Annotated in this window: 31 protein-coding genes; 2 read left to right on the top strand and 29 right to left on the bottom strand. The window is 66.5% G+C overall.

The window, feature by feature from the left end; translation table 11 throughout:
- Positions 1–17: 17 nt before the first annotated feature.
- Entirely contained in the window at positions 18–239 is a 222-nt protein-coding gene (gene infA, locus ACTMO_RS0101295; RefSeq protein ID WP_017976785.1) for a translation initiation factor IF-1, read from the bottom strand.
- Between the two features lie 346 nt (positions 240–585).
- Here infA and ACTMO_RS23845 point away from each other — a divergent pair, with 346 nt between their 5' ends.
- Both ACTMO_RS23845 and ACTMO_RS0101290 read left to right on the top strand, forming a co-directional pair.
- Complete coding sequence (locus ACTMO_RS23845; RefSeq protein WP_281167478.1) at positions 586–711, top strand: hypothetical protein; 126 nt, start codon at positions 586–588, stop codon at positions 709–711.
- Positions 708–1,358: a class I SAM-dependent methyltransferase gene (locus ACTMO_RS0101290; RefSeq protein WP_019852840.1), complete on the top strand. Its 651-nt coding sequence runs from the start codon at positions 708–710 to the stop codon at positions 1,356–1,358. Before ACTMO_RS23845 ends, ACTMO_RS0101290 begins: the two co-directional genes overlap by 4 nt.
- Before the next feature lie 142 nt (positions 1,359–1,500).
- Here ACTMO_RS0101290 and map read toward each other — a convergent pair whose 3' ends face one another.
- The 28 genes from map to rpsL all read right to left on the bottom strand — a co-directional run bounded on the left by map (position 1,501) and on the right by rpsL (position 20,032).
- Positions 1,501–2,286, bottom strand: coding sequence for a type I methionyl aminopeptidase (gene map / locus ACTMO_RS0101285; protein ID WP_019852839.1), 786 nt, complete (start codon positions 2,284–2,286; stop codon positions 1,501–1,503).
- A gap of 215 nt (positions 2,287–2,501) precedes the next feature.
- Complete coding sequence (locus tag ACTMO_RS0101280) at positions 2,502–3,056, bottom strand: adenylate kinase (protein WP_019852838.1); 555 nt, start codon at positions 3,054–3,056, stop codon at positions 2,502–2,504.
- Positions 3,057–3,336: 280 nt separating this feature from the next.
- A complete protein-coding gene (secY, locus tag ACTMO_RS0101275; protein ID WP_019852837.1) occupies positions 3,337–4,650 on the bottom strand; it encodes a preprotein translocase subunit SecY in 1,314 nt (437 codons plus the stop codon).
- Between the two features lie 443 nt (positions 4,651–5,093).
- The gene (rplO, locus tag ACTMO_RS0101270; RefSeq protein ID WP_019852836.1) at positions 5,094–5,543 is read right to left on the bottom strand and encodes a 50S ribosomal protein L15; all 450 of its coding nucleotides are present in this window, start codon (positions 5,541–5,543) and stop codon (positions 5,094–5,096) included.
- Positions 5,543–5,725, bottom strand: a complete 183-nt coding sequence (gene rpmD, locus ACTMO_RS0101265; protein ID WP_019852835.1) for a 50S ribosomal protein L30 — start codon at positions 5,723–5,725, stop codon at positions 5,543–5,545. The genes rplO and rpmD overlap by 1 nt, the downstream gene beginning before the upstream one ends.
- Before the next feature lie 5 nt (positions 5,726–5,730).
- Complete coding sequence (gene rpsE, locus ACTMO_RS0101260; protein WP_019852834.1) at positions 5,731–6,342, bottom strand: 30S ribosomal protein S5; 612 nt, start codon at positions 6,340–6,342, stop codon at positions 5,731–5,733.
- 66 nt (positions 6,343–6,408) lie between these two features.
- Positions 6,409–6,822 carry a 50S ribosomal protein L18 gene (gene rplR, locus ACTMO_RS0101255; protein ID WP_019852833.1) on the bottom strand — a complete coding sequence of 138 codons (414 nt, stop codon included), beginning with the start codon at positions 6,820–6,822 and terminating at the stop codon, positions 6,409–6,411.
- Positions 6,819–7,358 carry a 50S ribosomal protein L6 gene (rplF, locus tag ACTMO_RS0101250; RefSeq protein WP_019852832.1) on the bottom strand — a complete coding sequence of 180 codons (540 nt, stop codon included), beginning with the start codon at positions 7,356–7,358 and terminating at the stop codon, positions 6,819–6,821. Before rplF ends, rplR begins: the two co-directional genes overlap by 4 nt.
- A 16-nt stretch (positions 7,359–7,374) precedes the next feature.
- Positions 7,375–7,773, bottom strand: coding sequence for a 30S ribosomal protein S8 (gene rpsH / locus ACTMO_RS0101245; RefSeq protein ID WP_019852831.1), 399 nt, complete (start codon positions 7,771–7,773; stop codon positions 7,375–7,377).
- 224 nt (positions 7,774–7,997) lie between these two features.
- Complete coding sequence (locus tag ACTMO_RS0101235; protein WP_019852829.1) at positions 7,998–8,183, bottom strand: type Z 30S ribosomal protein S14; 186 nt, start codon at positions 8,181–8,183, stop codon at positions 7,998–8,000.
- A 43-nt stretch (positions 8,184–8,226) separates the two neighbouring features.
- Positions 8,227–8,802: a 50S ribosomal protein L5 gene (gene rplE / locus ACTMO_RS0101230; RefSeq protein WP_019852828.1), complete on the bottom strand. Its 576-nt coding sequence runs from the start codon at positions 8,800–8,802 to the stop codon at positions 8,227–8,229.
- Positions 8,803–8,805: 3 nt separating this feature from the next.
- On the bottom strand, positions 8,806–9,120 hold the full coding sequence (gene rplX, locus ACTMO_RS0101225; RefSeq protein WP_019852827.1) for a 50S ribosomal protein L24: 315 nt from the start codon (positions 9,118–9,120) through the stop codon (positions 8,806–8,808).
- Positions 9,120–9,488 carry a 50S ribosomal protein L14 gene (rplN, locus tag ACTMO_RS0101220; protein WP_019852826.1) on the bottom strand — a complete coding sequence of 123 codons (369 nt, stop codon included), beginning with the start codon at positions 9,486–9,488 and terminating at the stop codon, positions 9,120–9,122. The genes rplX and rplN overlap by 1 nt, the downstream gene beginning before the upstream one ends.
- Before the next feature lie 125 nt (positions 9,489–9,613).
- Complete coding sequence (rpsQ, locus tag ACTMO_RS0101215; RefSeq protein WP_019852825.1) at positions 9,614–9,898, bottom strand: 30S ribosomal protein S17; 285 nt, start codon at positions 9,896–9,898, stop codon at positions 9,614–9,616.
- Complete coding sequence (gene rpmC, locus ACTMO_RS0101210; RefSeq protein WP_019852824.1) at positions 9,895–10,137, bottom strand: 50S ribosomal protein L29; 243 nt, start codon at positions 10,135–10,137, stop codon at positions 9,895–9,897. Before rpmC ends, rpsQ begins: the two co-directional genes overlap by 4 nt.
- The gene (gene rplP / locus ACTMO_RS0101205) at positions 10,137–10,556 is read right to left on the bottom strand and encodes a 50S ribosomal protein L16 (RefSeq protein WP_019852823.1); all 420 of its coding nucleotides are present in this window, start codon (positions 10,554–10,556) and stop codon (positions 10,137–10,139) included. The genes rpmC and rplP overlap by 1 nt, the downstream gene beginning before the upstream one ends.
- A 3-nt stretch (positions 10,557–10,559) precedes the next feature.
- A complete protein-coding gene (gene rpsC / locus ACTMO_RS0101200; RefSeq protein ID WP_019852822.1) occupies positions 10,560–11,459 on the bottom strand; it encodes a 30S ribosomal protein S3 in 900 nt (299 codons plus the stop codon).
- The gene (gene rplV / locus ACTMO_RS0101195; RefSeq protein WP_026448754.1) at positions 11,459–11,884 is read right to left on the bottom strand and encodes a 50S ribosomal protein L22; all 426 of its coding nucleotides are present in this window, start codon (positions 11,882–11,884) and stop codon (positions 11,459–11,461) included. The genes rpsC and rplV overlap by 1 nt, the downstream gene beginning before the upstream one ends.
- A 69-nt stretch (positions 11,885–11,953) precedes the next feature.
- Entirely contained in the window at positions 11,954–12,235 is a 282-nt protein-coding gene (rpsS, locus tag ACTMO_RS0101190) for a 30S ribosomal protein S19 (RefSeq protein WP_019852820.1), read from the bottom strand.
- Between the two features lie 18 nt (positions 12,236–12,253).
- Complete coding sequence (gene rplB, locus ACTMO_RS0101185) at positions 12,254–13,093, bottom strand: 50S ribosomal protein L2 (RefSeq protein WP_019852819.1); 840 nt, start codon at positions 13,091–13,093, stop codon at positions 12,254–12,256.
- A gap of 48 nt (positions 13,094–13,141) precedes the next feature.
- Positions 13,142–13,441, bottom strand: coding sequence for a 50S ribosomal protein L23 (gene rplW / locus ACTMO_RS0101180; RefSeq protein ID WP_019852818.1), 300 nt, complete (start codon positions 13,439–13,441; stop codon positions 13,142–13,144).
- Positions 13,438–14,136: a 50S ribosomal protein L4 gene (rplD, locus tag ACTMO_RS0101175; RefSeq protein WP_019852817.1), complete on the bottom strand. Its 699-nt coding sequence runs from the start codon at positions 14,134–14,136 to the stop codon at positions 13,438–13,440. The genes rplW and rplD overlap by 4 nt, the downstream gene beginning before the upstream one ends.
- Positions 14,136–14,789: a 50S ribosomal protein L3 gene (gene rplC, locus ACTMO_RS0101170; protein WP_026448753.1), complete on the bottom strand. Its 654-nt coding sequence runs from the start codon at positions 14,787–14,789 to the stop codon at positions 14,136–14,138. Before rplC ends, rplD begins: the two co-directional genes overlap by 1 nt.
- Positions 14,790–14,840: 51 nt before the next feature.
- Complete coding sequence (gene rpsJ / locus ACTMO_RS0101165; protein WP_017976809.1) at positions 14,841–15,146, bottom strand: 30S ribosomal protein S10; 306 nt, start codon at positions 15,144–15,146, stop codon at positions 14,841–14,843.
- Between the two features lie 512 nt (positions 15,147–15,658).
- Positions 15,659–16,852 (bottom strand): elongation factor Tu, encoded by a 1,194-nt coding sequence (gene tuf / locus ACTMO_RS0101160; protein ID WP_019852815.1) that lies wholly within the window; start codon positions 16,850–16,852, stop codon positions 15,659–15,661.
- A gap of 156 nt (positions 16,853–17,008) precedes the next feature.
- Positions 17,009–19,111, bottom strand: coding sequence for an elongation factor G (gene fusA / locus ACTMO_RS0101155; protein ID WP_019852814.1), 2,103 nt, complete (start codon positions 19,109–19,111; stop codon positions 17,009–17,011).
- Between the two features lie 76 nt (positions 19,112–19,187).
- Entirely contained in the window at positions 19,188–19,658 is a 471-nt protein-coding gene (gene rpsG, locus ACTMO_RS0101150) for a 30S ribosomal protein S7 (RefSeq protein WP_019852813.1), read from the bottom strand.
- Positions 19,658–20,032 (bottom strand): 30S ribosomal protein S12, encoded by a 375-nt coding sequence (rpsL, locus tag ACTMO_RS0101145; RefSeq protein WP_019852812.1) that lies wholly within the window; start codon positions 20,030–20,032, stop codon positions 19,658–19,660. The genes rpsG and rpsL overlap by 1 nt, the downstream gene beginning before the upstream one ends.
- Positions 20,033–20,500: the final 468 nt, after the last annotated feature.

The following is a 20,500-nucleotide window of genomic DNA, read 5'->3' as shown; positions in this document are numbered from 1 at the left end:
CCCGGACACCGTGGAGGTCACTTGTAGCGGTAGACAATGCGCCCACGGGAGAGGTCGTAGGGAGACAGCTCCACGACGACCTTGTCCTCGGGCAGGATGCGGATGTAGTGCTGGCGCATCTTGCCACTGATGTGCGCGAGGACCTTGTGGCCGTTCTCCAGCTCGACCCGGAAGGTCGCGTTGGGGAGCGGCTCTATCACCCGACCCTCGACCTCAATGGCCCCGTCCTTTTTGCCCATGTCCTCCGCGTTTCGTGACGGTGACAGTTCATCTTCTCGGTATCGCGTACCGCTTTCTTCCCGCTGGACGCCGGAACCGGCACCAAGGGCAGGCTCACCCCTGCGCGGTCCGTGGGTTCCGCCGCCGTCGACGAGTTAGCCTCGACGACACACCGCAGGAACCGCGGTCGTCCCCGTACGGAAAGACCATGCCTTGACCCACCCGCTGGATCACGGCTGCTCCTGCGAGCAGAACGGCATGACGAACCGACGCCACGAGTGCGCCGGTCCTCCACTGTACGCGCACACGCGAATGCCACCCAAATCGGGGCTGGACATGGCGTGTCGACCGACATGGAGTGATTCCGTGAACACGAAAAGTATCAGTCGCACCGTCGGAGAACAGCCGACGGTAACAGCCCGCGCCGTCGTCGGCGGTCAACGGGGGGCGCTGCCACGCCCCCACCGGCAGGCACACGAGGAGAACAGGTGACAGCCCAACACCACGGCAAACACGTCCCGCGCCGGATGACCGACAGCCCCGCCCTCGCGGAGTACCGGCGTTTTTTCGCCACCGCCCTGCGCAACCCCACGACCGTCGGAGCGGCCACCCCGACGTCGAAGGCCGTGGCCAGAACGGTGGCCCGGTTCCTGCCCACCACCGGCTCCCCCACGGTGGTGGAGCTCGGCCCGGGAACAGGCTCGCTCAGCGACGAAATTCACACCAGGCTTCCGGCCACGGGCCGACACGTCGGCATCGAACTGAACGAGGACCTCGTCCGGCACCTGCGTGCCCGCATACCCGGTATGGAGAGCGTCCACGCGGACGCGCGCGAACTGCGGCACACCCTCACCCGGCTCGGCGTCGACTCCGCCGACGCGATCGTCAGCAGCATACCGTGGTCCCTGCTGGCCGCCGACGTCCAGCGCGACATCCTGGACCAGTGTCGTCGGGTGCTCACCCCCGAGGGGCGGTTCACCGCCCTCGCCTGTCTGCCGATGCAGCACAGCCCCGGGGGCAAGCGCTTCCGGGCGGAACTGCACTCGACCTTCGCCGAGGTCGGAACCCGGATCGTCTGGCGCAACCTCCCCCCACTGCTGCACTACGCCTGCACCGGACCGCTGCCCGAACGCGACTGACCCCGGCCCGGTCCACGGCGTGGCCCCGCGAGCGCCGCGGGGTGACCCCGGACGGCGGGGCACACCGCGGAGGCCCCGTGTGGTGTGCCCCGAACGGGCGATGCCCGGCTCGGGCCCGACGAGCACGTTCCGAAAGACTTTCTCAGAAGGCGGTCAGTACCCAGGGACCGTCGGCGGTGACCGCCACCGTGTGTTCCCAGTGCGCGGCGCGGGAACCGTCCAGCGTGACCACGGTCCACTCGTCGTCGAGCTCCTCGGTGTCCGGAGGACCGAGCGTGAGCATGGGCTCCACGGCCAGAGCCATGCCCTCCCGCAGCTTCGGCCCCTTGCCGGGCCTGCCGAGGTTGGGCAGGAACGGCTCCATGTGCATCCGCGTGCCGATCCCGTGCCCGCCGTACTCGGCGATGATCCCGTAGTCGGTCCCGTCGGAGGAGGCCGCCGCCCGCGCGGCGGACTCCACGGCGTGCGAGATGTCGGTCAGCCGGTTGCCCGCCACCATCTGGTCGATCCCCGCCCACATCGCGCGCTCGGTCGCCGCGGACAGGGCCCGGTCGCGGGCGCTGACCGAGCCCACCGGGATGGTCACGGCGGAGTCGCCGTGCCACCCGTCCAGGATCGCCCCGCAGTCCACCGAGATCAGGTCACCGTCGGCGAGCACCTCCTGTTCGGAGGGGATGCCGTGCACGACCTTCTCGTTGACCGAGGCACAGATCGACCCCGGAAAACCGTGGTATCCCTTGAAGGAGGGCACCGCCCCGGCCTCCCGGATGACGCTCTCGGCCACGGAGTCGAGTTCCGCGGTGCTGACGCCGGGCCGGGCCCGCTCGGTCACCGCGGCCAGCGCACGTGCCACCACGAGACCGGAGGCCCGCATGGCCTCGATCTCGCCCTTCGTCTTCACCTCGATGCCCTTGCCCCGCCGAAGCACTGTGTCCCCTCTCGTCCTGCTCGGCGGCCCCGAACTCCTCTCGGGCGACCACCGTGCGTTCCTCACCGGAGCACCCGACTGCCGTGCCCGGAAACAACGGAACGGGGCCGGCCGTGCCGTGGTGGGCACAGCCGGCCCCGTCCGACCGACCATAGTCGTTCTGCGCTGGGACGCGCGCACCGCCTCCGTACCGGGAGTCTCCCCACACCGGGGTCTCAGGTGCGGGTGCGCAGGGCCTCCAGCGCCCGGGAGGAGACCTCCTCCACCGGCCCGAACGCGTCGATCGTGATCAGCTTGTCCCGGTAGTAGTCCAACAGCGGCGCCGTCTCCGAGTCGTACACGTCCAGCCTGCGCCGGATGAGGTCCTCGGTGTCGTCGGAGCGTCCGCGCTCCAGCAGGCGGCGGACGAGCTCCTCGCGGGGGACCTCGAACTGCACGACGGCGGTGAGTTCCATGCCGTTCTCGGTGAGGATGCCGTTGAGCACGTCGGCCTGCGGCGTGGTGCGCGGGAATCCGTCGAGCAGAAAGCCCTCGGCCGCGTCGGCCGCCTTCAGGCGCTGGCGCACCATCTCGTTGGTGACCTCGTCCGGTACCAGTTCACCGGCGTCGAGATAGCTCTTGGCCTCCTTGCCCAGTGGCGTGGCGTTGTCGATGTTCTCCCGGAACAGATCGCCACTGGAGATGTGGGGGACCGCGAGATGTTCACTCAGCACGGCCGCTTGGGTGCCTTTGCCCGCACCGGGCGGGCCGACCAGAACCAATCGCACCAAGGGTCTGCCTCCGAATCCGTGATGGTGGCTTGGCCACCGTTTGGCGGGCGCTCGGGCCCGTCTGTCATCGCACGTCCGCGTCCTGTTCCGATCTCCCACGGACCTCTCCGCCGAGGTAACCGGCTGTGCGGACACCGAGCGATCGACACCGTAACCGAAGCCGCCGATTCCGCCATGGCTTACGCCTGAAGTGTGGGAAACCACTCCCGCCGGTACCCGCCCATCGGACGAACGCCACTCCGGAAGCGGACGGAAGCCACCGTCCGCGCGGACTTCGATCCTACCGGAGGAAACCCTCGTAACTGCGCTGCGTAAGCTGGCTCTCCACCTGTTTGACGGTGTCCAGACCCACGTTGACCATGATCAGCACCGCCGTCCCGCCGAACGGGAAGTTCTGTGCCCCGCTCTGGTCCCCGCCGGTGACACCGAGGAAGAAGTTCGGCAGCACCGCGATGATACCGAGGTAGAGCGCGCCGGGCAGCGTGATCCGGGAGAGCACGAACCCGAGGTACTCGGCGGTGGGCCGCCCGGGACGGATGCCGGGGATGAACCCGCCGAACTTCTTCATCTCGTCGGCACGTTCCTCCGGGTTGAACGTGATCGAGACGTAGAAGTAGGCGAAGAAGATGATCATCGCCATGTACAGCAGGATGTGCACCCAGCTGGAGGGATCCACGATGTAGTTCTGGATGAACCTGGCCCACCAGGTGTTCTGGTTGCCCGCCAGCTGGCCGAGCAGCTGGGGCAGGTACAGCAGCGAGGACCCGAAGATGACCGGGATGACACCGGCCTGGTTCACCTTCAGCGGCAGGTAGGTGGAGGTCCCGCCGTACATCCTGCGCCCGATCATGCGCTTGGCGTACTGCACCGGAATCCGCCGCTGGGCCTGCTCGACGAACACGACGCTGGCGATGATGACCAGACCGAAGGCGCAGATCACGGCGAACACGAAGCCGCCGCTGTTGGTCAGGATCTTGCCGCCCTCGGCGGGAATGCGGGCGGCGATCGAGGTGAAGATCAACAGCGACATGCCGTTGCCGACACCGCGCTCGGTGATCAGCTCGCCCATCCACATCAGCAGTGCCGCGCCCGCGGTCATCGTGACGACGATGACCACCATGTTCAGCACCGAGCCGTCCGGGATGACCTCCCGCTGGCAGCCCGGGAAGAGCTGCCCGCGCACGGCCAGCGCGACGATTCCCGTCGCCTGCAGCACGGCCAGCGCCACCGTGAGGTAGCGGGTGTACTGCGTCAGCTTGGCCTGGCCGGACTGACCCTCCTTCTTGAGCTGCTCGAACCGCGGGATCACCACCTGCAACAGCTGCACGATGATGCTGGCGGTGATGTAGGGCATGATGCCCAGCGACAACACCGACAGCTGGAGCAGGGCTCCGCCGCTGAAGAGGTTGAGCAGCGAGTACACGCTCTGGTTCTCGCCCTTCAGACCCTCAACACACTGTTGGATGTTCGGGTAGGAGACCCCGGGGGAGGGAATCGTGGCACCGAGCCGGTACAGCACGATGATCCCCAGTGTGAACAGGATCTTGCGGCGCAGATCCGGCGTTGTCAGAGCCGAGCGGAATGCGCCGAGCACGCAGACCTCCTGTGCGCGAGCCGGTAGTCACCGGCCGGTGTCGGTGGCCGACCCACGAGTCGCCCACGGCTGGATTCCGTCAACAGTGCCGTTCGTACACGGAACTGCCGCACGGACTCTAACAGCATCCTCCCGATCTTTCGTAGCCACCTGCGCACAGCGGCGACAAACGGACAGCCGACCGACGCGGAGGGTGAGCACCGACCGGCGCGACAGGTGCGCCGGCTCGAAGGTGCGCCCATCGGACGGGTGGCGGGAGTTCGGAAGCGGCGAGTGCGGCCTCCGGTCGAGTCCTCGCCGCCGCACGGACGATGCTGCGTCCCCCGATCAGAGGGCACACAAACGGGGTCGGCCTTCCGTGGAAGACCGACCCCGTTCTCGACCGGTGATCACATGCCGTAACCCGGGCGGCGAAAAACCACCCGAAGGAATACGGCGGATCCTCAGCGTTCCCGCTTGGTGGCGGTACCACCGGCGGCGGTGATCTTCTCCCTGGCGCTGGCGGTGAACGCGTGCGCGGTCACGTCCAGCTTCACGCCGTCGAGGTCACCGTCACCGAGGATCTTGACCAGCTGGCCCTTCTTCAGCAGCCCGGCACCGATCAGCTCCTCGACGCCGACCGTGCCTCCCCGCGGGAAGGCCTCGGCCAGCCTGCCGACGTTGACTCCCTTGTACTCGACCCGGTTCGGGTTCTTGAAGCCACGCAGCTTGGGCAGCCGCATCTGCAGCGGCATCTGCCCACCCTCGAAACCGGGCGGCACGGTCTTCCGGGCCTTCGTGCCCTTCGTGCCCCGGCCCGCGGTCTTGCCCTTGGAACCCTCACCACGACCGACACGGATCTTGCCGCGCTTGGCTCCCGGAGCGGGCCGCAGATCATGAATCTTGATGGTCATTACTCGACCTCCTCGACCGACACGAGATGGCCGACCGTGTGGATCTGGCCACGGACCATGGGATTGTCCGGGCGGATCACGGTCTGGCCGATCTTACGCAGCCCGAGGCTCCGCATCGTCTCGCGATGGTTCGGCTTCCGCCCGACCAGTCCACGCTTCTGGGTGATCTTCAGCTGACTCATCCGGTTCAGACCTCCTGACCCGCGCGCTGGCGCAGCATCCTGGCCGGAGCGACGTCCTCCAACGGAAGACCACGCCGAGCCGCGACCTCCTCGGGACGCTGGAGTTCCTTCAGCGCCGTGATGGTCGCCTGCACGATGTTGAGGGCGTTGCCGCTGCCCAACGACTTGCTCAGCACGTCGTGCACACCGGCGCACTCCAGCACCGCACGCACCGGGCCACCGGCGATGACCCCGGTACCCGGGCTCGCCGGACGCAGCAGCACCTTGCCGGCGGCGTCCTCACCCTGAACCGGGTGCGTGATCGTGCCTCCGACCCGCGGAACGCGGAAGTAGTTCTTCTTGGCTTCCTCGACCCCTTTGGCGATGGCGGAAGGCACTTCCTTGGCCTTGCCGTAGCCCACGCCGACGAGGCCGTCGCCGTCACCACAGACGACCAGGGCGGTGAAACTGAACCGCCGGCCACCCTTGACGACCTTCGCGACCCTGTTGATGGTCACGACACGCTCGAACTGCGGGGATTTTTCCTGGGCCGCCCCGCCACGGCCACCGTCGCGGCGGTCCTTGCGGTCCTTGCCGCCGGATTCCGAACCGCCTTCACGCCGAGTGCGTCCAGGCATCAGGCGTCCCTTCCGTTACGTGCTGTCATCCTTCGTACGACGGCGTAGTGGTTGCTGGGCACCGCTTCAGAACTCCAGACCGCCGCCGCGTGCGGCATCCGCGAGGGCGGCCACCCGACCGTGGTAGGCGTGCCCACCGCGGTCGAAAACCACCTTCTCGATTCCTGCCTTGCTCGCACGCTCCGCGACCAGCTCGCCGACCCGGGTTGCCTGGGCCTTCTTGTCGCCCTCGAACGTGCGCATGTCCGCTTCCAGCGTGGACGCCGATGCCAGGGTGTGCCCGATCGTGTCGTCGATGACCTGCGCGACGATGTGCCGCGTCGAACGACTGACGACCAGCCGGGGACGCTGGGGCGTGCCGCTGATCTTCTTGCGGATACGGGCGTGCCGCTGGGCCCGGGCGCGACGACGCTCACCCGCGACGCTCTTGCCCACCGGCTTGCGCTTCCTCGTGGCTGTGGTGGTCTCGCTCATGGTCACTTACCCGTCTTCCCGACCTTGCGGCGAATGTTCTCGCCCGCGTAGCGCACACCCTTCCCGTTGTAGGGCTCGGGCAGGCGCAGCTTGCGGATCCTGGCGGCTACCTCTCCGACGAGCTGCTTGTCGATTCCCTTGACCGACAGCTTCGCCGGACCGTCCGTGGCGAACTCGATGCCCTCCGGCGGTTCCATGACCACCGGGTGGCTGTAGCCCAGGGAGAACTCGAGGTTCTGACCCTTCTGCACCACACGGTAACCGACACCCTGGATCTCGAGGTCCTTCTGGAAACCCTGACTGACCCCGAGGACCATGTTGTTGATCAAGCTGCGCGACAGACCGTGCAACGAACGGCTGGCCCGCTCGTCGTCCGGACGCTTGACCAGGATCGAGCCGTCGGAGTCCTTCTCGACCCTGATCGGCTCGGAAATACGCTGGTGCAGTTTCCCCTTGGGGCCGCTCACCGTAACCGTCTGGCCGTCGATCTCCACCTCGACGCCGGAGGGAACGGTGATCGGCAACTTCCCGATGCGCGACATACCGTGGACTCCTCCTTCACCAGACGTAGGCGAGGACTTCCCCGCCCACACCATTACGCATCGCTTGCCGGTCCGTTTGCAGGCCGCTCGACGTCGAGATGATGGCGATGCCCAGTCCCCCCAGAACCTTCGGCAGGTTCGTGGACTTGGCATACACCCGCAGCCCGGGCTTGGAGACCCGGCGCAGCCCGGTGATGGACTTCTCGCGGTTGGGGCCGTACTTGAGCTCCACGACCAGTTCCTTGGTCTTGGTGCCCTGTTGCACGCGAGAGCCGGCCACGTAGCCCTCACGCTGAAGAATGTCGGCGATGTTCGCCTTGAGCTTGGAGTGCGGCATCACGACTTCGTCGTGGTAGGCGCGACTCCCGTTGCGCAGACGCGTCAGCATGTCTGCGATCGGATCGGTCATCGTCATGGTGACCCTGTCAACCTTTCTCGTTCGGTTCCCCGGACCCGGATACCGCGCGGGAGCACGGTCTGGATCCTGGCCTAAACGAAGTCGGGGTACTGGTTCCGCTCCACGACCCCGTCGGTCGGGGTGACGGAACTCCGTTCGTCGCGAGCCTCGTACCGGGCTGCAGCCACTGGCCCCGGTGACCGACGAGACCTCCCCCGTGGGGTCGTCCCGTCGAGAGCACCTCACCAGGAGGACTTGCTGATCCCCGGCAGCTCACCCGCGTGGGCCATCTCCCGGAAGCAAATCCGGCACAGGCCGAACTTGCGCAGGACGGCGCGGGCGCGCCCGCAACGCTGGCAACGAGTGTAGGCACGCACGCTGAACTTCGGCTTGCGCGCCGCCTTGTTGATCAGTGCTTTCTTGGCCATCGGCTCAGTTCTCCTCGTCTCGATCCGCAGCGACGGCCACGAGTCACTGTTCCCTGAACGGGAAGCCCAGATGCCGCAGCAGCGACCTGCCCTCTTCGTCGGTGGTGGCCGTTGTCACTACCGTGATGTCCATGCCGCGTGCCCGGTCGATCGAGTCCTGGTCGATCTCGTGGAACATCGACTGGTCGTTGAGCCCGAACGTGTAATTGCCGTTACCGTCGAACTGCTTCGGCGACAGGCCCCGGAAGTCCCGGATGCGCGGCAGGGAGATCGTGACCAGGCGGTCGATGAACTCCCACATGCGCGCCCCGCGCAGCGTCGCCCGCGCCCCGATCGGCATTCCCTCGCGGACCTTGAACTGCGCGATGGACTTGCGCGCCCTGCGCACCTCGGCCCGCTGACCGGTGATCGTCGCCAGGTCGCGAACGGCGCCCTCGATCAGCTTGCTGTCCCGCGCGGCATCGCCCACACCCATGTTGACGACGACCTTGACCACGCTGGGCACCTGCATCGGGTTGGAGTACCCGAACTCCTCCTTCAGCGCGGGGAAGATCTCGTCGCGGTAGCGGGTCTTCAGCCGCGGGACAATCCTCTCGGTGTTCTTCTCGGTGGTAGTCACGAGTCAGATGTCCTTACCGTTGCGGCGAGAGATCCGAACTTTCCTGCCGTCTTCGCCGGTGCGGTAACCGACGCGCGTGGGCTGGCCGTCCGAGTCCAGGACCATCACGTTGCTGACGTGGATCGGTGCTTCCTGCGTCACGATGCCGCCGGACTGCGCACCACGCTCGGTCCGCGAGACCCGGGTGTGCTTCTTGATCTGGTTGACACCCTCGACCAGCACACGCTCCCGCTTGGGAAAGGCCTGGATGACCTTGCCCCGGGCGCCCTTGTCCTTGCCGGCGATGACGACGACCGTGTCGCCCTTCTTCACCTTCATCACAGCACCTCCGGCGCGAGCGAGATGATCTTCATGAACTTCTTCTCACGCAGCTCACGCCCGACGGGCCCGAAGATACGGGTACCGCGCGGGTCCCCGCCCTGCTTGATCAGCACCGCCGCGTTCTCGTCGAACCGGATGTAGGAACCGTCCGGGCGACGCTTCTCCTTCTTCTGACGGACGATGACCGCCTTGACCACATCACCACGCTTGACACCGGCGGCGGGGATGGCCTCCTTGACCGTGGCCACCACCACGTCGCCGATACCCGCGTAGCGCCGACCGGAACCACCGAGGACGCGGATCGTGAGGATCTCCTTGGCCCCGGTGTTGTCGGCGACTCGCAGTCGCGACTCCTGTTGGATCACGTTTACTCCTGACCCTAAGTTTCCGCACCCGACGTGCGGAGACACTCTGGCATGTCCGATTTCCGACCCGACATGCGCGGTCACAACAACCTGCGGGGGGCTTGTCCCACCCCCCGCAGGTGGCGTTACTTGGCCTTTTCCTGGATCTTGACCAGTCGCCAGCGCTTGGTCGCCGACAACGGTCGCGTCTCCATCAGCAACACCCGGTCGCCGACACCCGCGTCGTTGTTCTCGTCGTGCGCCTTGACCTTGGTGGTCTTGCGCATGATCTTGCCGTAGAGCGGGTGCTTCTTGCGGTCCTCGAGAGCCACGACGATCGTCTTGTTCATCTTGTCCGAGACGACGTAGCCCTCACGGGTCTTGCGCTGGTTACGCTGTGCGTTCTGCTCGTGCGTCACTGTTTCGCTCATGCCGCGCCCTCCTCGGCGCCCTCAGGAGACACCGACAGGCCCAGCTCACGTTCACGCATGATCGTGTAGATCCGGGCGATGTCCCTGCGAACCACGCGCAACCGTCGGTTGTTCTGCAACTGCCCGGTGGCCATCTGGAACCGAAGGTTGAACAGCTCCTCCTTCGACTCCCGCAACCGGGAGACGAGTTCCTCGTCGTTGAGCTCCCGGAGTTCGGAAGCGGTGACACCAGCGGCCATCAGAAGTCACCACCCTCGCGGGACACGATCTTGCACTTCATCGGAAGCTTGTGGACCGCGCGCCTCAGTGCCTCGTAAGCGATTTTCTCGTTCGGGTAGTTCAGCTCGAACACGACCCGACCCGGCTTCACGTTGGCGATCCAGTACTCCGGCGAACCCTTACCGGAACCCATGCGGGTCTCGGCGGGCTTCTTCGTCAGCGGCCGGTCCGGGAAGATGTTGATCCAGACCTTGCCGCCACGCTTGACGTGCCGGGTGATCGCGATACGCGCCGACTCGATCTGCCGGTTGGTCACGTAGGCGTGTTCGAGCGCCTGGATGCCGTACTCGCCGAAGTTGATCCGGGTGCCGCCCTTGGCGAAGCCCTTACGCTTCGGCGCGTGGCTCTTGCGCCACCTGACCTTGCGTGGGACGAGCACGTCTCAGTCCTCCGTCTTCTGTTCAGCGTGCGGCTCGCTGACAGCCGGAGCGTTCTCGGCGGCGGCGTCCGTCGCCGTCTGCTCCTGCTGTGGGCTCTCCGCGGAGCCACCGGACTTCGGGCCCTTCGCGGAACGGCCGCCCTGGGTACCGGTGTTCGTGGTGCCGGAGGCACCCGAACGACGCTTGCCGCCGCGCTCGGAACGGCGGCCACCACCGCCACCGCCCTCGCCGCGCGGGGGGCGCACCTCGGACTCCTGCTGCTTCTGCTTCAGGCCCCCGATGAGCTCGCCCTTGTAGATCCAGACCTTCACACCGATGCGGCCGAAGGTCGTGCGGGCCTCGAAGAACCCGTAGTCCATGTCCGCACGCAGCGTGTGCAGCGGCACCTGGCCCTCACGGTAGAACTCCGAACGGGACATCTCGGCCCCACCGAGACGGCCGCTGCACTGCACCCGGATCCCCTTGACCTGGGACGAGCGCATGGCGGACTGGATGCCCTTGCGCATGGCCCGACGGAAGGACACACGGTTGGACAACTGCTCGGCGATGCCCTGGGCGACCAGCTGGGCATCGGCCTCGGAGTTCTTGACCTCGAGGATGTTGAGCTGGACCTGCTTACCGGTCAGCTTCTCCAGCGAACCGCGGATGCGGTCCGCCTCGGCACCCCGCCGGCCGATGACGATGCCCGGCCGGGCGGTGTGAATGTCCACCCTCACCCGCTCACGGGTGCGCTCGATCTCGACCTTGGAGATCCCGGCGCGCTCCATTCCCCGCGACAGGTGATTGCGGATCTTGACGTCCTCCGCGACGTACTCCGCGTACTGCTTGTCGGCGTACCAGCGAGACTTCCAGTCCGTGGTGATGCCGAGCCGGAAGCCGTGCGGGTTGATCTTCTGACCCACTACCGGGCACTCCCCTTCTGGCTGCGCTTACGAGACTTGCCCTGCCCCTTCGGCTGGCGCGACTCGACCTCGACCGTGATGTGGCTGGTCCGCTTCCGAATGCGGAAAGCACGTCCCTGGGCACGCGGGCGGAAGCGCTTCAGCGTCGGCCCCTCGTCCACGTACGCACGGTGCACCCACAGCGTGCTCGGATCGAGCGCGTTGTTGTTCTCCGCGTTGGCCATGGCACTGGCGAGCACCTTCGACACCGGACCGCTGGCGGCCTGCGGCGCGAACTTGAGCACGTCCAGGGCTTCGTTGGCGCTGCGGCCCCTGATGAGATCGACCACGCGCCGCGCCTTCATCGGCGACACGCGGACGAAGCGGGCCCGCGCCACCGCACGCGGATTCTCCTCCGCGGCACTGTCGTCGGTACGGGCATTCATCCTGCTACCCCTTTGCCCCGGGTCGCCGACGGAATCGGACGACCCGGCTCGTTCGTGTCACAAACCCGCTCAGCGGCGGCGAGACTTCCGGTCTTCTTTGACGTGACCCTTGAAAGTGCGGGTCGGGGCGAATTCGCCGAGCTTGTGCCCGACCATGTTCTCGCTGATGAACACCGGCACGTGCTTACGGCCGTCGTGAACGGCGATCGTGTGCCCCACCATGTCCGGGATGACCGTGGACCGGCGCGACCAGGTCTTGATCACCGTCTTCTTGCCGGACTCGTTGAGGGCGTCCACCTTCTTGAGCAGGTGGTCGTCCACGAACGGGCCCTTCTTCAGGCTACGTGGCATCGGTCGTTACCTCCCTGCTCAGCGCCGTTTCTTCTTGCCGGTGCGACGACGCCGAACGATGAGCTTGTCACTGGGCTTGCTGCGGCGGGTGCGGCCCTCGGGCTTGCCCTTCGGGTTGACCGGGTGGCGGCCACCGGAGGTGCGGCCCTCACCACCACCGTGCGGGTGGTCGATCGGGTTCATGACGACACCGCGGACTGTGGGGCGCTTGCCCCGCCAGCGGCTCCGTCCCGCCTTGCCCCAGTTGATGTTGGAGTGCTCGGAGTTGCCGACCTCGCCGACGGTGGCCCGGCAGCGCACGTCCACGTTGCGGATCTCGCCCGAGGGCATCCGCAGCTGGGCGTAGGGGCCTTCCTTGGCCACCAGCTGAACCCTGGTTCCGGCCGAACGCGCGATCTTCGCTCCGCCACCCGGACGCAGCTCGATCGCGTGGATCACGGTGCCGGTGGGGATGTTGCGCATCGGCAGGTTGTTACCCGGCTTGATGTCGGCCCGCGGCCCGCTCTCCACCATGTCGCCCTGCCGGACCTTGTTCGGGGCGATGATGTAGCGCTTCTCGCCGTCCCGGTAGTGCAGCAGCGCGATGCGCGCGCTGCGGTTGGGGTCGTACTCGATGTGCGCGACCTTGGCCGGCACACCGTCCTTGTCGTTGCGCCGGAAGTCGATCACGCGGTACGCACGCTTGTGGCCACCACCCTGGTGTCGGGTGGTGATCCTGCCGTGCCCGTTCCGGCCGCCCTTGCCGTGCAGCGGACGGACCAGCGACTTCTCCGGGTGGGATCGGGTGATCTCGGAGAAATCGGCCACGCTCGAACCGCGACGACCCGGTGTCGTCGGCTTGTACTTGCGAATGCCCATCTCTATCGCAGTCCTCAGTCTCCTTCGACGTGCCGTTCAGCGCCCTGCTCAGGCGGTTTGGCCGCCGAAGATCTCGATCGGCTTGCTATCGGGGGACAGCGTCACGATCGCCCGTTTGGTGTCCTTGCGCTTGCCGAACCCGTTGCGGGTGCGCTTGCGCTTGCCCTGGCGGTTGATCGTGTTGACGCTCTTGACCCGCACGCCGAAGATCTTCTCGACCGCGATCTTGATCTCGGTCTTGTTCGAGCTCGGGCGGACCAGGAACGTGTACTGGTTCTCCGACAGGAGCGAGTAGCTCTTCTCGGAGATCACCGGCGCGATGATGACGTCTCGCGGATCGGAAGTCACTGGTCTGCCTCCTCAGCCTGACTCGAAGTCGCGTCGGCAGTGACCGCGGTCCGGGCCGAACGCTTCGGCGACCGCTCGGTGACGAAGCGCTCGAAGGCCTGCTTGCTGAACACGACGTCGTCGTTGACCAGCACGTCGTAGGTGTTCAGCTGACCCGGTTCGATGATGTGCACGTGCGGCAGGTTCCGCAGGCTCAACCACGAGGTCTCCTCGCTGCGGTCGAGCACCACCAGCACGCGCCTGGCCTCGGTCACGGCCCGCAGCGCCGCCTTGGCCGCCTTGGTGGAGGGCCGCTCGCCCTCGACCACGTGCGTGACCACGTGGACCTGTCCCGCGCGGGCGCGGTCGGACAGGGCTCCGCGCAGCGCGGCCGCCTTCATCTTCTTCGGGGTGCGCTGCGAGTAGTCCCGCGGGGTGGGGCCGTGGACGGTGCCACCGCCGACGAACTGCGGGGCACGGATCGAACCCTGGCGGGCGTTGCCGGTGCCCTTCTGGCGGTACGGCTTCTTGCTGCCGCCGGAGACCTCGCCGCGGGTCTTGACGGAGTGCGTGCCCTGGCGCGCCGCGGCCAGCTGGGCCGTGACGACCTGGTGCATCAGCGGCACGTTCGCCTTCGCGTCGAACAGCTCCGCGGGCAGGTCGACCTGTCCGTCGGTGTTCCCGTCCGGTGTGCGGACGTCGAGCTTAGCGGCCATCACGCACCACCCTTCGTAGAGCTCTTGACCAGCACGAGGCCGCCGTTGGGGCCGGGGATGGCTCCCTTGATCAGCAGCATCCCGGACTCCTCGTCGACCCGGTGCACCTTGAGGTTCTGGGTGGTCACGCGCTTGCCGCCCATGCGGCCCGGCATCTTCTTGCCCTTGAACACCCGAGCGGGGTAAGCGCAGCCACCGATGGAGCCCGGCTTGCGGTGCACGGCCTGCGTACCGTGGCTCTGGCCCTGACGGGCGAAGCCGTAGCGCTTGACCGTACCGGCGAAGCCCTTGCCCTTGCTGGTGCCGACCACGTCCACGTGCGACCCGGCCTCGAACACGCTGCTGGCGGTCAGTTCCTGACCGAGCTCGTAGTTGGGGGCCTCCGCGGTGCGCAGCTCGACCAGATGACGGCGCGGCGTCACGCCCGCCTTGGTGAACTGGCCGCTGCGCGGCTTGTTCACCTTGCGGGGGTCGATGGCGCCGAACGCCAGCTGGACGGCCTGGTAACCGTCTTTCTCCTTGGTACGGATCTGGGTGACCAGGTTGGGCCCGGCTTCCACGACCGTCACCGGAACGACCCGGTTCTGGTCGTCGAAGACCTGGGTCATCCCGACCTTGGTGCCCAGAATCCCCTTCAACTGCCTTTCAGACATGGCTCTCGTTCTCTCCGCCGCCTGTCACTGAACCGAATGCGCGTCGACCGCTCACTGGATATTCACATCGACACTTGCCGGCAGGTCGATGCGCATGAGCGCATCCACCGTCTTCGGCGTCGGCTCGACGATGTCGATGAGCCGCTTGTGCGTGCGCATCTCGAAGTGCTCCCGCGAGTCCTTGTACTTGTGCGGGGAGCGGATGACGCAGTAGACGTTCTTCTCGGTGGGCAGCGGCACCGGCCCGACAACCGAAGCGCCGGTGCGCGTCACGGTCTCGACGATCTTGCGTGCGGACGCGTCGATCGCCTCGTGGTCGTAGGCCTTGAGCCGGATGCGGATCTTTTGTCCCGCCATAGTGGCTTGCCGTTCCTCTGTCTCGTGCCGCTAGTACCTAGCGCGGTGCGTAGACCCGACGTCGCCGGCTCCTTCGCGGTCACGTGTGGCACACGTGTCCCGCGAGCTCGCCGGCGCGGCGCCACGGTCCGCAGCCCGCCCCTGTTCAGGTGTCTGGGTGCCCGGCACACGCGGTCGGGCGTGTCGCCCGCGCGATACAGGCCGGTCCCATCGATCCACGCCGATGAGATGGATCCGCAGGGATCCGTACACCTCGGGTTGCCACCCATATCGGCCCCGGCCGGAACGTCTGTCCGGCGGCACCCGCGCAACCGGATACGCCGGTCCGCGAAGTGAATCACGGGCACGGCGCGCCCACATCAAGGCGGCCGGACCGAATCACGAGTCGACAGCGTCGCCTCTCGGCCCAGCCGCCTTGACAGGCAACCCATTCAGGGTGACACACCGGGTGCGCCACCCCGAACCGGGGGTGGGGTTCCCGCTCCGGAACGCCCCGGAGGGGAACCCCGCCCTCACTTGTTGATCTTGATGACGCGGCCCGCGCCGACCGTGCGGCCACCCTCACGGATCGCGAAACGCAGCCCTTCCTCCATCGCGATGGGCTGGATGAGCTGCACGGACATCTCCGTGTTGTCACCGGGCATGACCATCTCGGTGCCCTCGGGCAGGGTCACCACACCGGTCACGTCGGTGGTACGGAAGTAGAACTGCGGACGGTAGTTGTTGAAGAACGGCGTGTGCCTACCGCCCTCGTCCTTGGACAGGATGTAGACCTGAGCCTCGAACTCGGTGTGCGGGGTGGTCGTGCCCGGCTTGATGACGACCATGCCGCGCTCGACGTCCTCACGCTTGACACCACGCAGCAGCAGACCGACGTTGTCGCCGGCCTGACCCTGGTCGAGCAGCTTGCGGAACATCTCGACACCGGTGACCGTGGTCTTGATCGGCTTCTCCTTGATGCCGACCATCTCGACCTCCTCGTTCACCTTGATGACACCGCGCTCGACACGGCCGGTGACCACGGTCCCGCGACCGGTGATGGAGAAGACGTCCTCCACCGGCATCAGGAACGGCTGGTCGGTGGCACGCTGCGGGTCCGGCACGCTGGCGTCGACGGCGTTGAGCAGTTCCATGATCTTCTGGCCCCACTCGGCGTCGCCCTCCAGCGCCTTGAGCGCGGAGACGCGCACGATCGGCACGTCGTCGCCGGGGAAGTCCTGCTCGCTGAGCAGCTCACGGACCTCCATCTCGACCAGGTCCATGATCTCCTCGTCGTCGACCATGTCGGCCTTGTTCAGGGCGACGAGGATGTAGGGCACACCGACCTGCTTGGCGAGCAGCACGTGCTCACGGGTCTGCGGCATCGGACCGTCGGTCGCCGCCACCACCAGGATCGCACCGTCCATCTGGGCGGCACCGGTGATCATGTTCTTCACGTAGTCCGCGTGGCCCGGGGCGTCCACGTGGGCGTAGTGCCGCGCCTCGGTCTGGTACTCGACGTGCGCGATCTGGATGGTGATCCCGCGGTCCTTCTCCTCCGGAGCCTTGTCGATGTCCTCGAAAGGCGTGTAGGGGTTCAGGTCCGGGTGGTTGTCGTGCAGGACCTTGGTGATGGCCGCGGTCAGCGTGGTCTTGCCGTGGTCAACGTGACCGATGGTCCCGATGTTGACGTGGGGCTTGTCCCTCTCGAACTTCGCCTTCGCCACTGGAATGTCCTCCTGGACTTGTGATCGTTTCCGCCGTGCGACGAGCTCCGACCGCGCCTGCCGCGCGGGGACCACGTAACGGGCGGAGTCCTGTCGGGTTGTGTCCTCGCCCCGCTTCTGGAGCGCGGAAGCGGGGCGATGTCGACTACGCGGGTGTCACTCCCCCGTAGTCTTCGCGATGATCTCCTTGGCCACGTTCGCCGGAACCTCGCCGTAGGAGTCGAACACCATCGAGTAGTTCGCGCGCCCCTGCGTCTTGGAACGCAGGTCGCCCACGTACCCGAACATCTCGGACAGCGGCACCAGCGCCTTGACGACGCGGGAACCGCCACGCTCCTCCATGGCCTGGACGTGACCACGGCGGGAGTTGAGGTCGCCGATGACTTCACCCATGTACTCCTCGGGTGTCGTCGTCTCGACAGCCATCAACGGTTCGAGCAGCGTCGGACTGGCCTTGGCGGCCGCTTCCTTCATCGCCATCGAACCGGCGACCTTGAACGCCATCTCCGAGGAGTCGACCTCGTGGTACTGGCCGTCCACCAAGGTCATCTTGACACCGACCATCGGGTAGCCCGCCAGCACGCCGACCTGCATGGCGTCCTGGGCCCCTTCGTCCACCGAGGGAATGTACTCGCGGGGGATGCGTCCACCGGTGATCTGGTTGTCGAACTCGTAGGTCGGGCTGTCCGCCGTCTGCTCGATCGGGTCGAGGTTGATCACCACACGCGCGAACTGGCCGGAGCCACCGGTCTGCTTCTTGTGGGTGTACTCGTGCTTCTCGACACGCTTGCGGATCGTCTCGCGGTAGGCGACCTGCGGCTTGCCGATGTTGGCCTCGACCTTGAAGTCGGTCTTCATCCGGTTGACCAGGACCTCCAGGTGAAGCTCACCCATGCCCTTGACGATGGTCTGCCCGGTCTCCTCGTCGTACTTGACCTGGAAGGTCGGGTCCTCTTCGGCGAGCTTCTGGATGGAGGTGGACAGCTTCTCCTGGTCGGCCTTGGTCTTCGGCTCGATCGCCACCTCGATGACCGGGTCCGGGAAGCTCATCGACTCCAGAACGATCTGGTTCTGGGGGTCGCAGAGCGTGTCACCGGTGCTGGTGTCCTTCAGCCCGACCACCGCGTAGATGTGCCCGGCCTGGGCCTCGTCGACCGGGTTCTCCTTGTTGGAGTGCATCTGGAAGAGCTTGCCGATGCGCTCCTTGCGGTCCCGGGTCGGGTTCATCACCTGGGCGCCCTGCTCGATCCTCCCGGAGTAGACCCGGACGTAGGTGAGCTTGCCGTAGAAGGGGTGCACGGCGACCTTGAAGGCCAGCGCGGAGAACGGCTCCTTGGTGCTCGCCTCCCGCGAGGCGGCTTCCTCGGAACCGGGCAGCACACCCTGCACGGCGGGGATGTCCAGCGGCGAGGGCAGGTACTCCACCACGGCGTCCAGCATCGGCTGCACGCCCTTGTTCTTGAAGGCCGTGCCGCACAGCACCGGGAAGGCTTCCTGGTTCAGCGTGAGCGTGCGGATGCCCTGCTTGATCTGGTCGACGGTCAGTTCCTCACCGCCGAAGTAGGCCTCCATCAGCTCCTCGCTGGACTCCGCGACGGACTCCAGCAACTCGTTGCGGTACTCGTTGGCCGTCTCGACGAGGTCCTCGGGGATGTCCTCGATCTCGTACTTGGCGCCCTTGGCCACGTCACCGCGCCAGGTCAGCGCCTTCATGCTGACGAGGTCGACAACGCCCTCGAAGTCGGACTCGCTGCCGATGGGCAGCTGCAACACCAACGGTTTGGCCTCGAGCCGCTCCCGGATGGTGCCGAGGGTGAAGTAGAAGTCGGCGCCCATCTTGTCCATCTTGTTGACGAAGCAGATGCGCGGGACCCCGTACTTGTCGGCCTGCCGCCACACCTGCTCGGACTGGGGCTCGACTCCCTCCTTGCCGTCGAACACCGCGACGGCACCGTCGAGCACGCGCAGCGAACGCTCCACCTCGGCGGTGAAGTCGACGTGCCCGGGGGTGTCGATGAGGTTGATCTGGTGTTCCTGCCAGAACGTCGTGGTGGCAGCCGAGGTGATGGTGATACCCCGCTTCTGCTCCTCCGACATCCAGTCCATCGTCGCGGCGCCGTCGTGCACCTCACCGAGCTTGTAGTTGATGCCGGTGTAGTACAGCACCCGTTCGGTCGTGGTGGTCTTGCCCGCGTCGATGTGGGCCATGATGCCGATGTTGCGGACCTTGGTCAGGTCGGTCAGCACGTCGCGTGCCACGAGTTCGTCCCCGTTCCTACAGCAAGCCTGAAGCTGTCGAATCGGTGAGCCGAGGCGGGCAATACAGCCGACCCGGTCACCACCGGTAATGAGCGAAGGCCTTGTTGGACTCCGCCATCTTGTGCGTGTCTTCGCGCTTCTTGACACTCGCACCGAGACCGTTGCTGGCGTCGAGCAGCTCGTTCGTGAGGCGCTCGATCATGGTCTTCTCCCGACGCTGACGGGCGAACCGCACCACCCAGCGCAGAGCCAGCGTGGTCGAACGACCGGCACGCACCTCGACCGGAACCTGGTAGGTCGCGCCACCGACACGGCGGCTGCGTACCTCCAGCGAGGGCTTGACGTTGTCCAGGGCGCGCTTGAGCGTCACGATCGGATCGGTGCCGGTCTTCTCACGGCAGCCTTCCAGCGCCGAGTACACGACACGCTCGGCCAGCGAACGCTTCCCGTCGACGAGAACCTTGTTGATCAGCTGGGTGACCAGCGGGGAGTTGTAGACGGGATCAGAATCCACTGACCGCTTGGGGGCGGGACCCTTGCGGGGCATCAGCTCTTCTCCTTCTTCGCTCCGTACCGGCTGCGGGCCTGCTTGCGATTCTTCACACCCTGCGTGTCGAGCGAACCGCGGATGATCTTGTAGCGGACACCGGGGAGGTCCTTCACACGGCCGCCGCGGACGAGCACGATCGAGTGCTCCTGCAGGTTGTGACCCTCACCAGGGATGTAGGCGGTGATCTCCATACCGCTGGTGAGCTTGACACGAGCAACCTTGCGCAGTGCCGAGTTGGGCTTCTTCGGAGTAGTCGTGTACACGCGCGTGCACACTCCACGGCGCTGCGGACTTCCCTTGAGCGCCGCGGTGGTGACCTTCGAGGCCTTGTCGTGGCGGCCTTTTCGGACCAACTGCTGGATGGTGGGCATGGACCGGCTTTCTTCTCGAGCGTTCGTGTCTTGGTGGTACTCGCTTCACGGCAGCGCTCGTTCGAGCACCGTTCGCACCCCTGGCGCCGAGCACCGTGTACCCAGGTCTCTGTGTACTTGGGTCTCCTCACGCCCCACACCCCGCGACACGAGGTCGGGCGTGTCGCCCGTCCCTCAGCCGTGTGGCAGGGGCGGCGTCCCAGCGGGTGTGCACCCCGGAGGGCCGTCAGGAGAGTTCCGCACCATCCACGGGCGCTCCCCCGCCGACCACACGGGCGGTTCTCGCGCACGGACATGCGGAGTGACCCGAGGGGTTTCGGGTCCAAGTCATAAAGATACCTGCCCCGTTCTCAGGGGGTCAAAACGGGGGTACGCATGCGCGCCGCTACGTCTCTGCCGCGACTCTACCCACCGTGGCAAGAGTCCGCGACCTCCTCGCCCGCTCCGAACCACCCCTCCGGCTCCGTT

This window comes from Actinopolyspora mortivallis DSM 44261, assembly GCF_000384035.1.
Taxonomy (GTDB): domain Bacteria; phylum Actinomycetota; class Actinomycetes; order Mycobacteriales; family Pseudonocardiaceae; genus Actinopolyspora; species Actinopolyspora mortivallis.
Note: the sequence above shows the minus strand (reverse complement) of the source record. Positions and strands in the feature narration are given on the sequence as shown.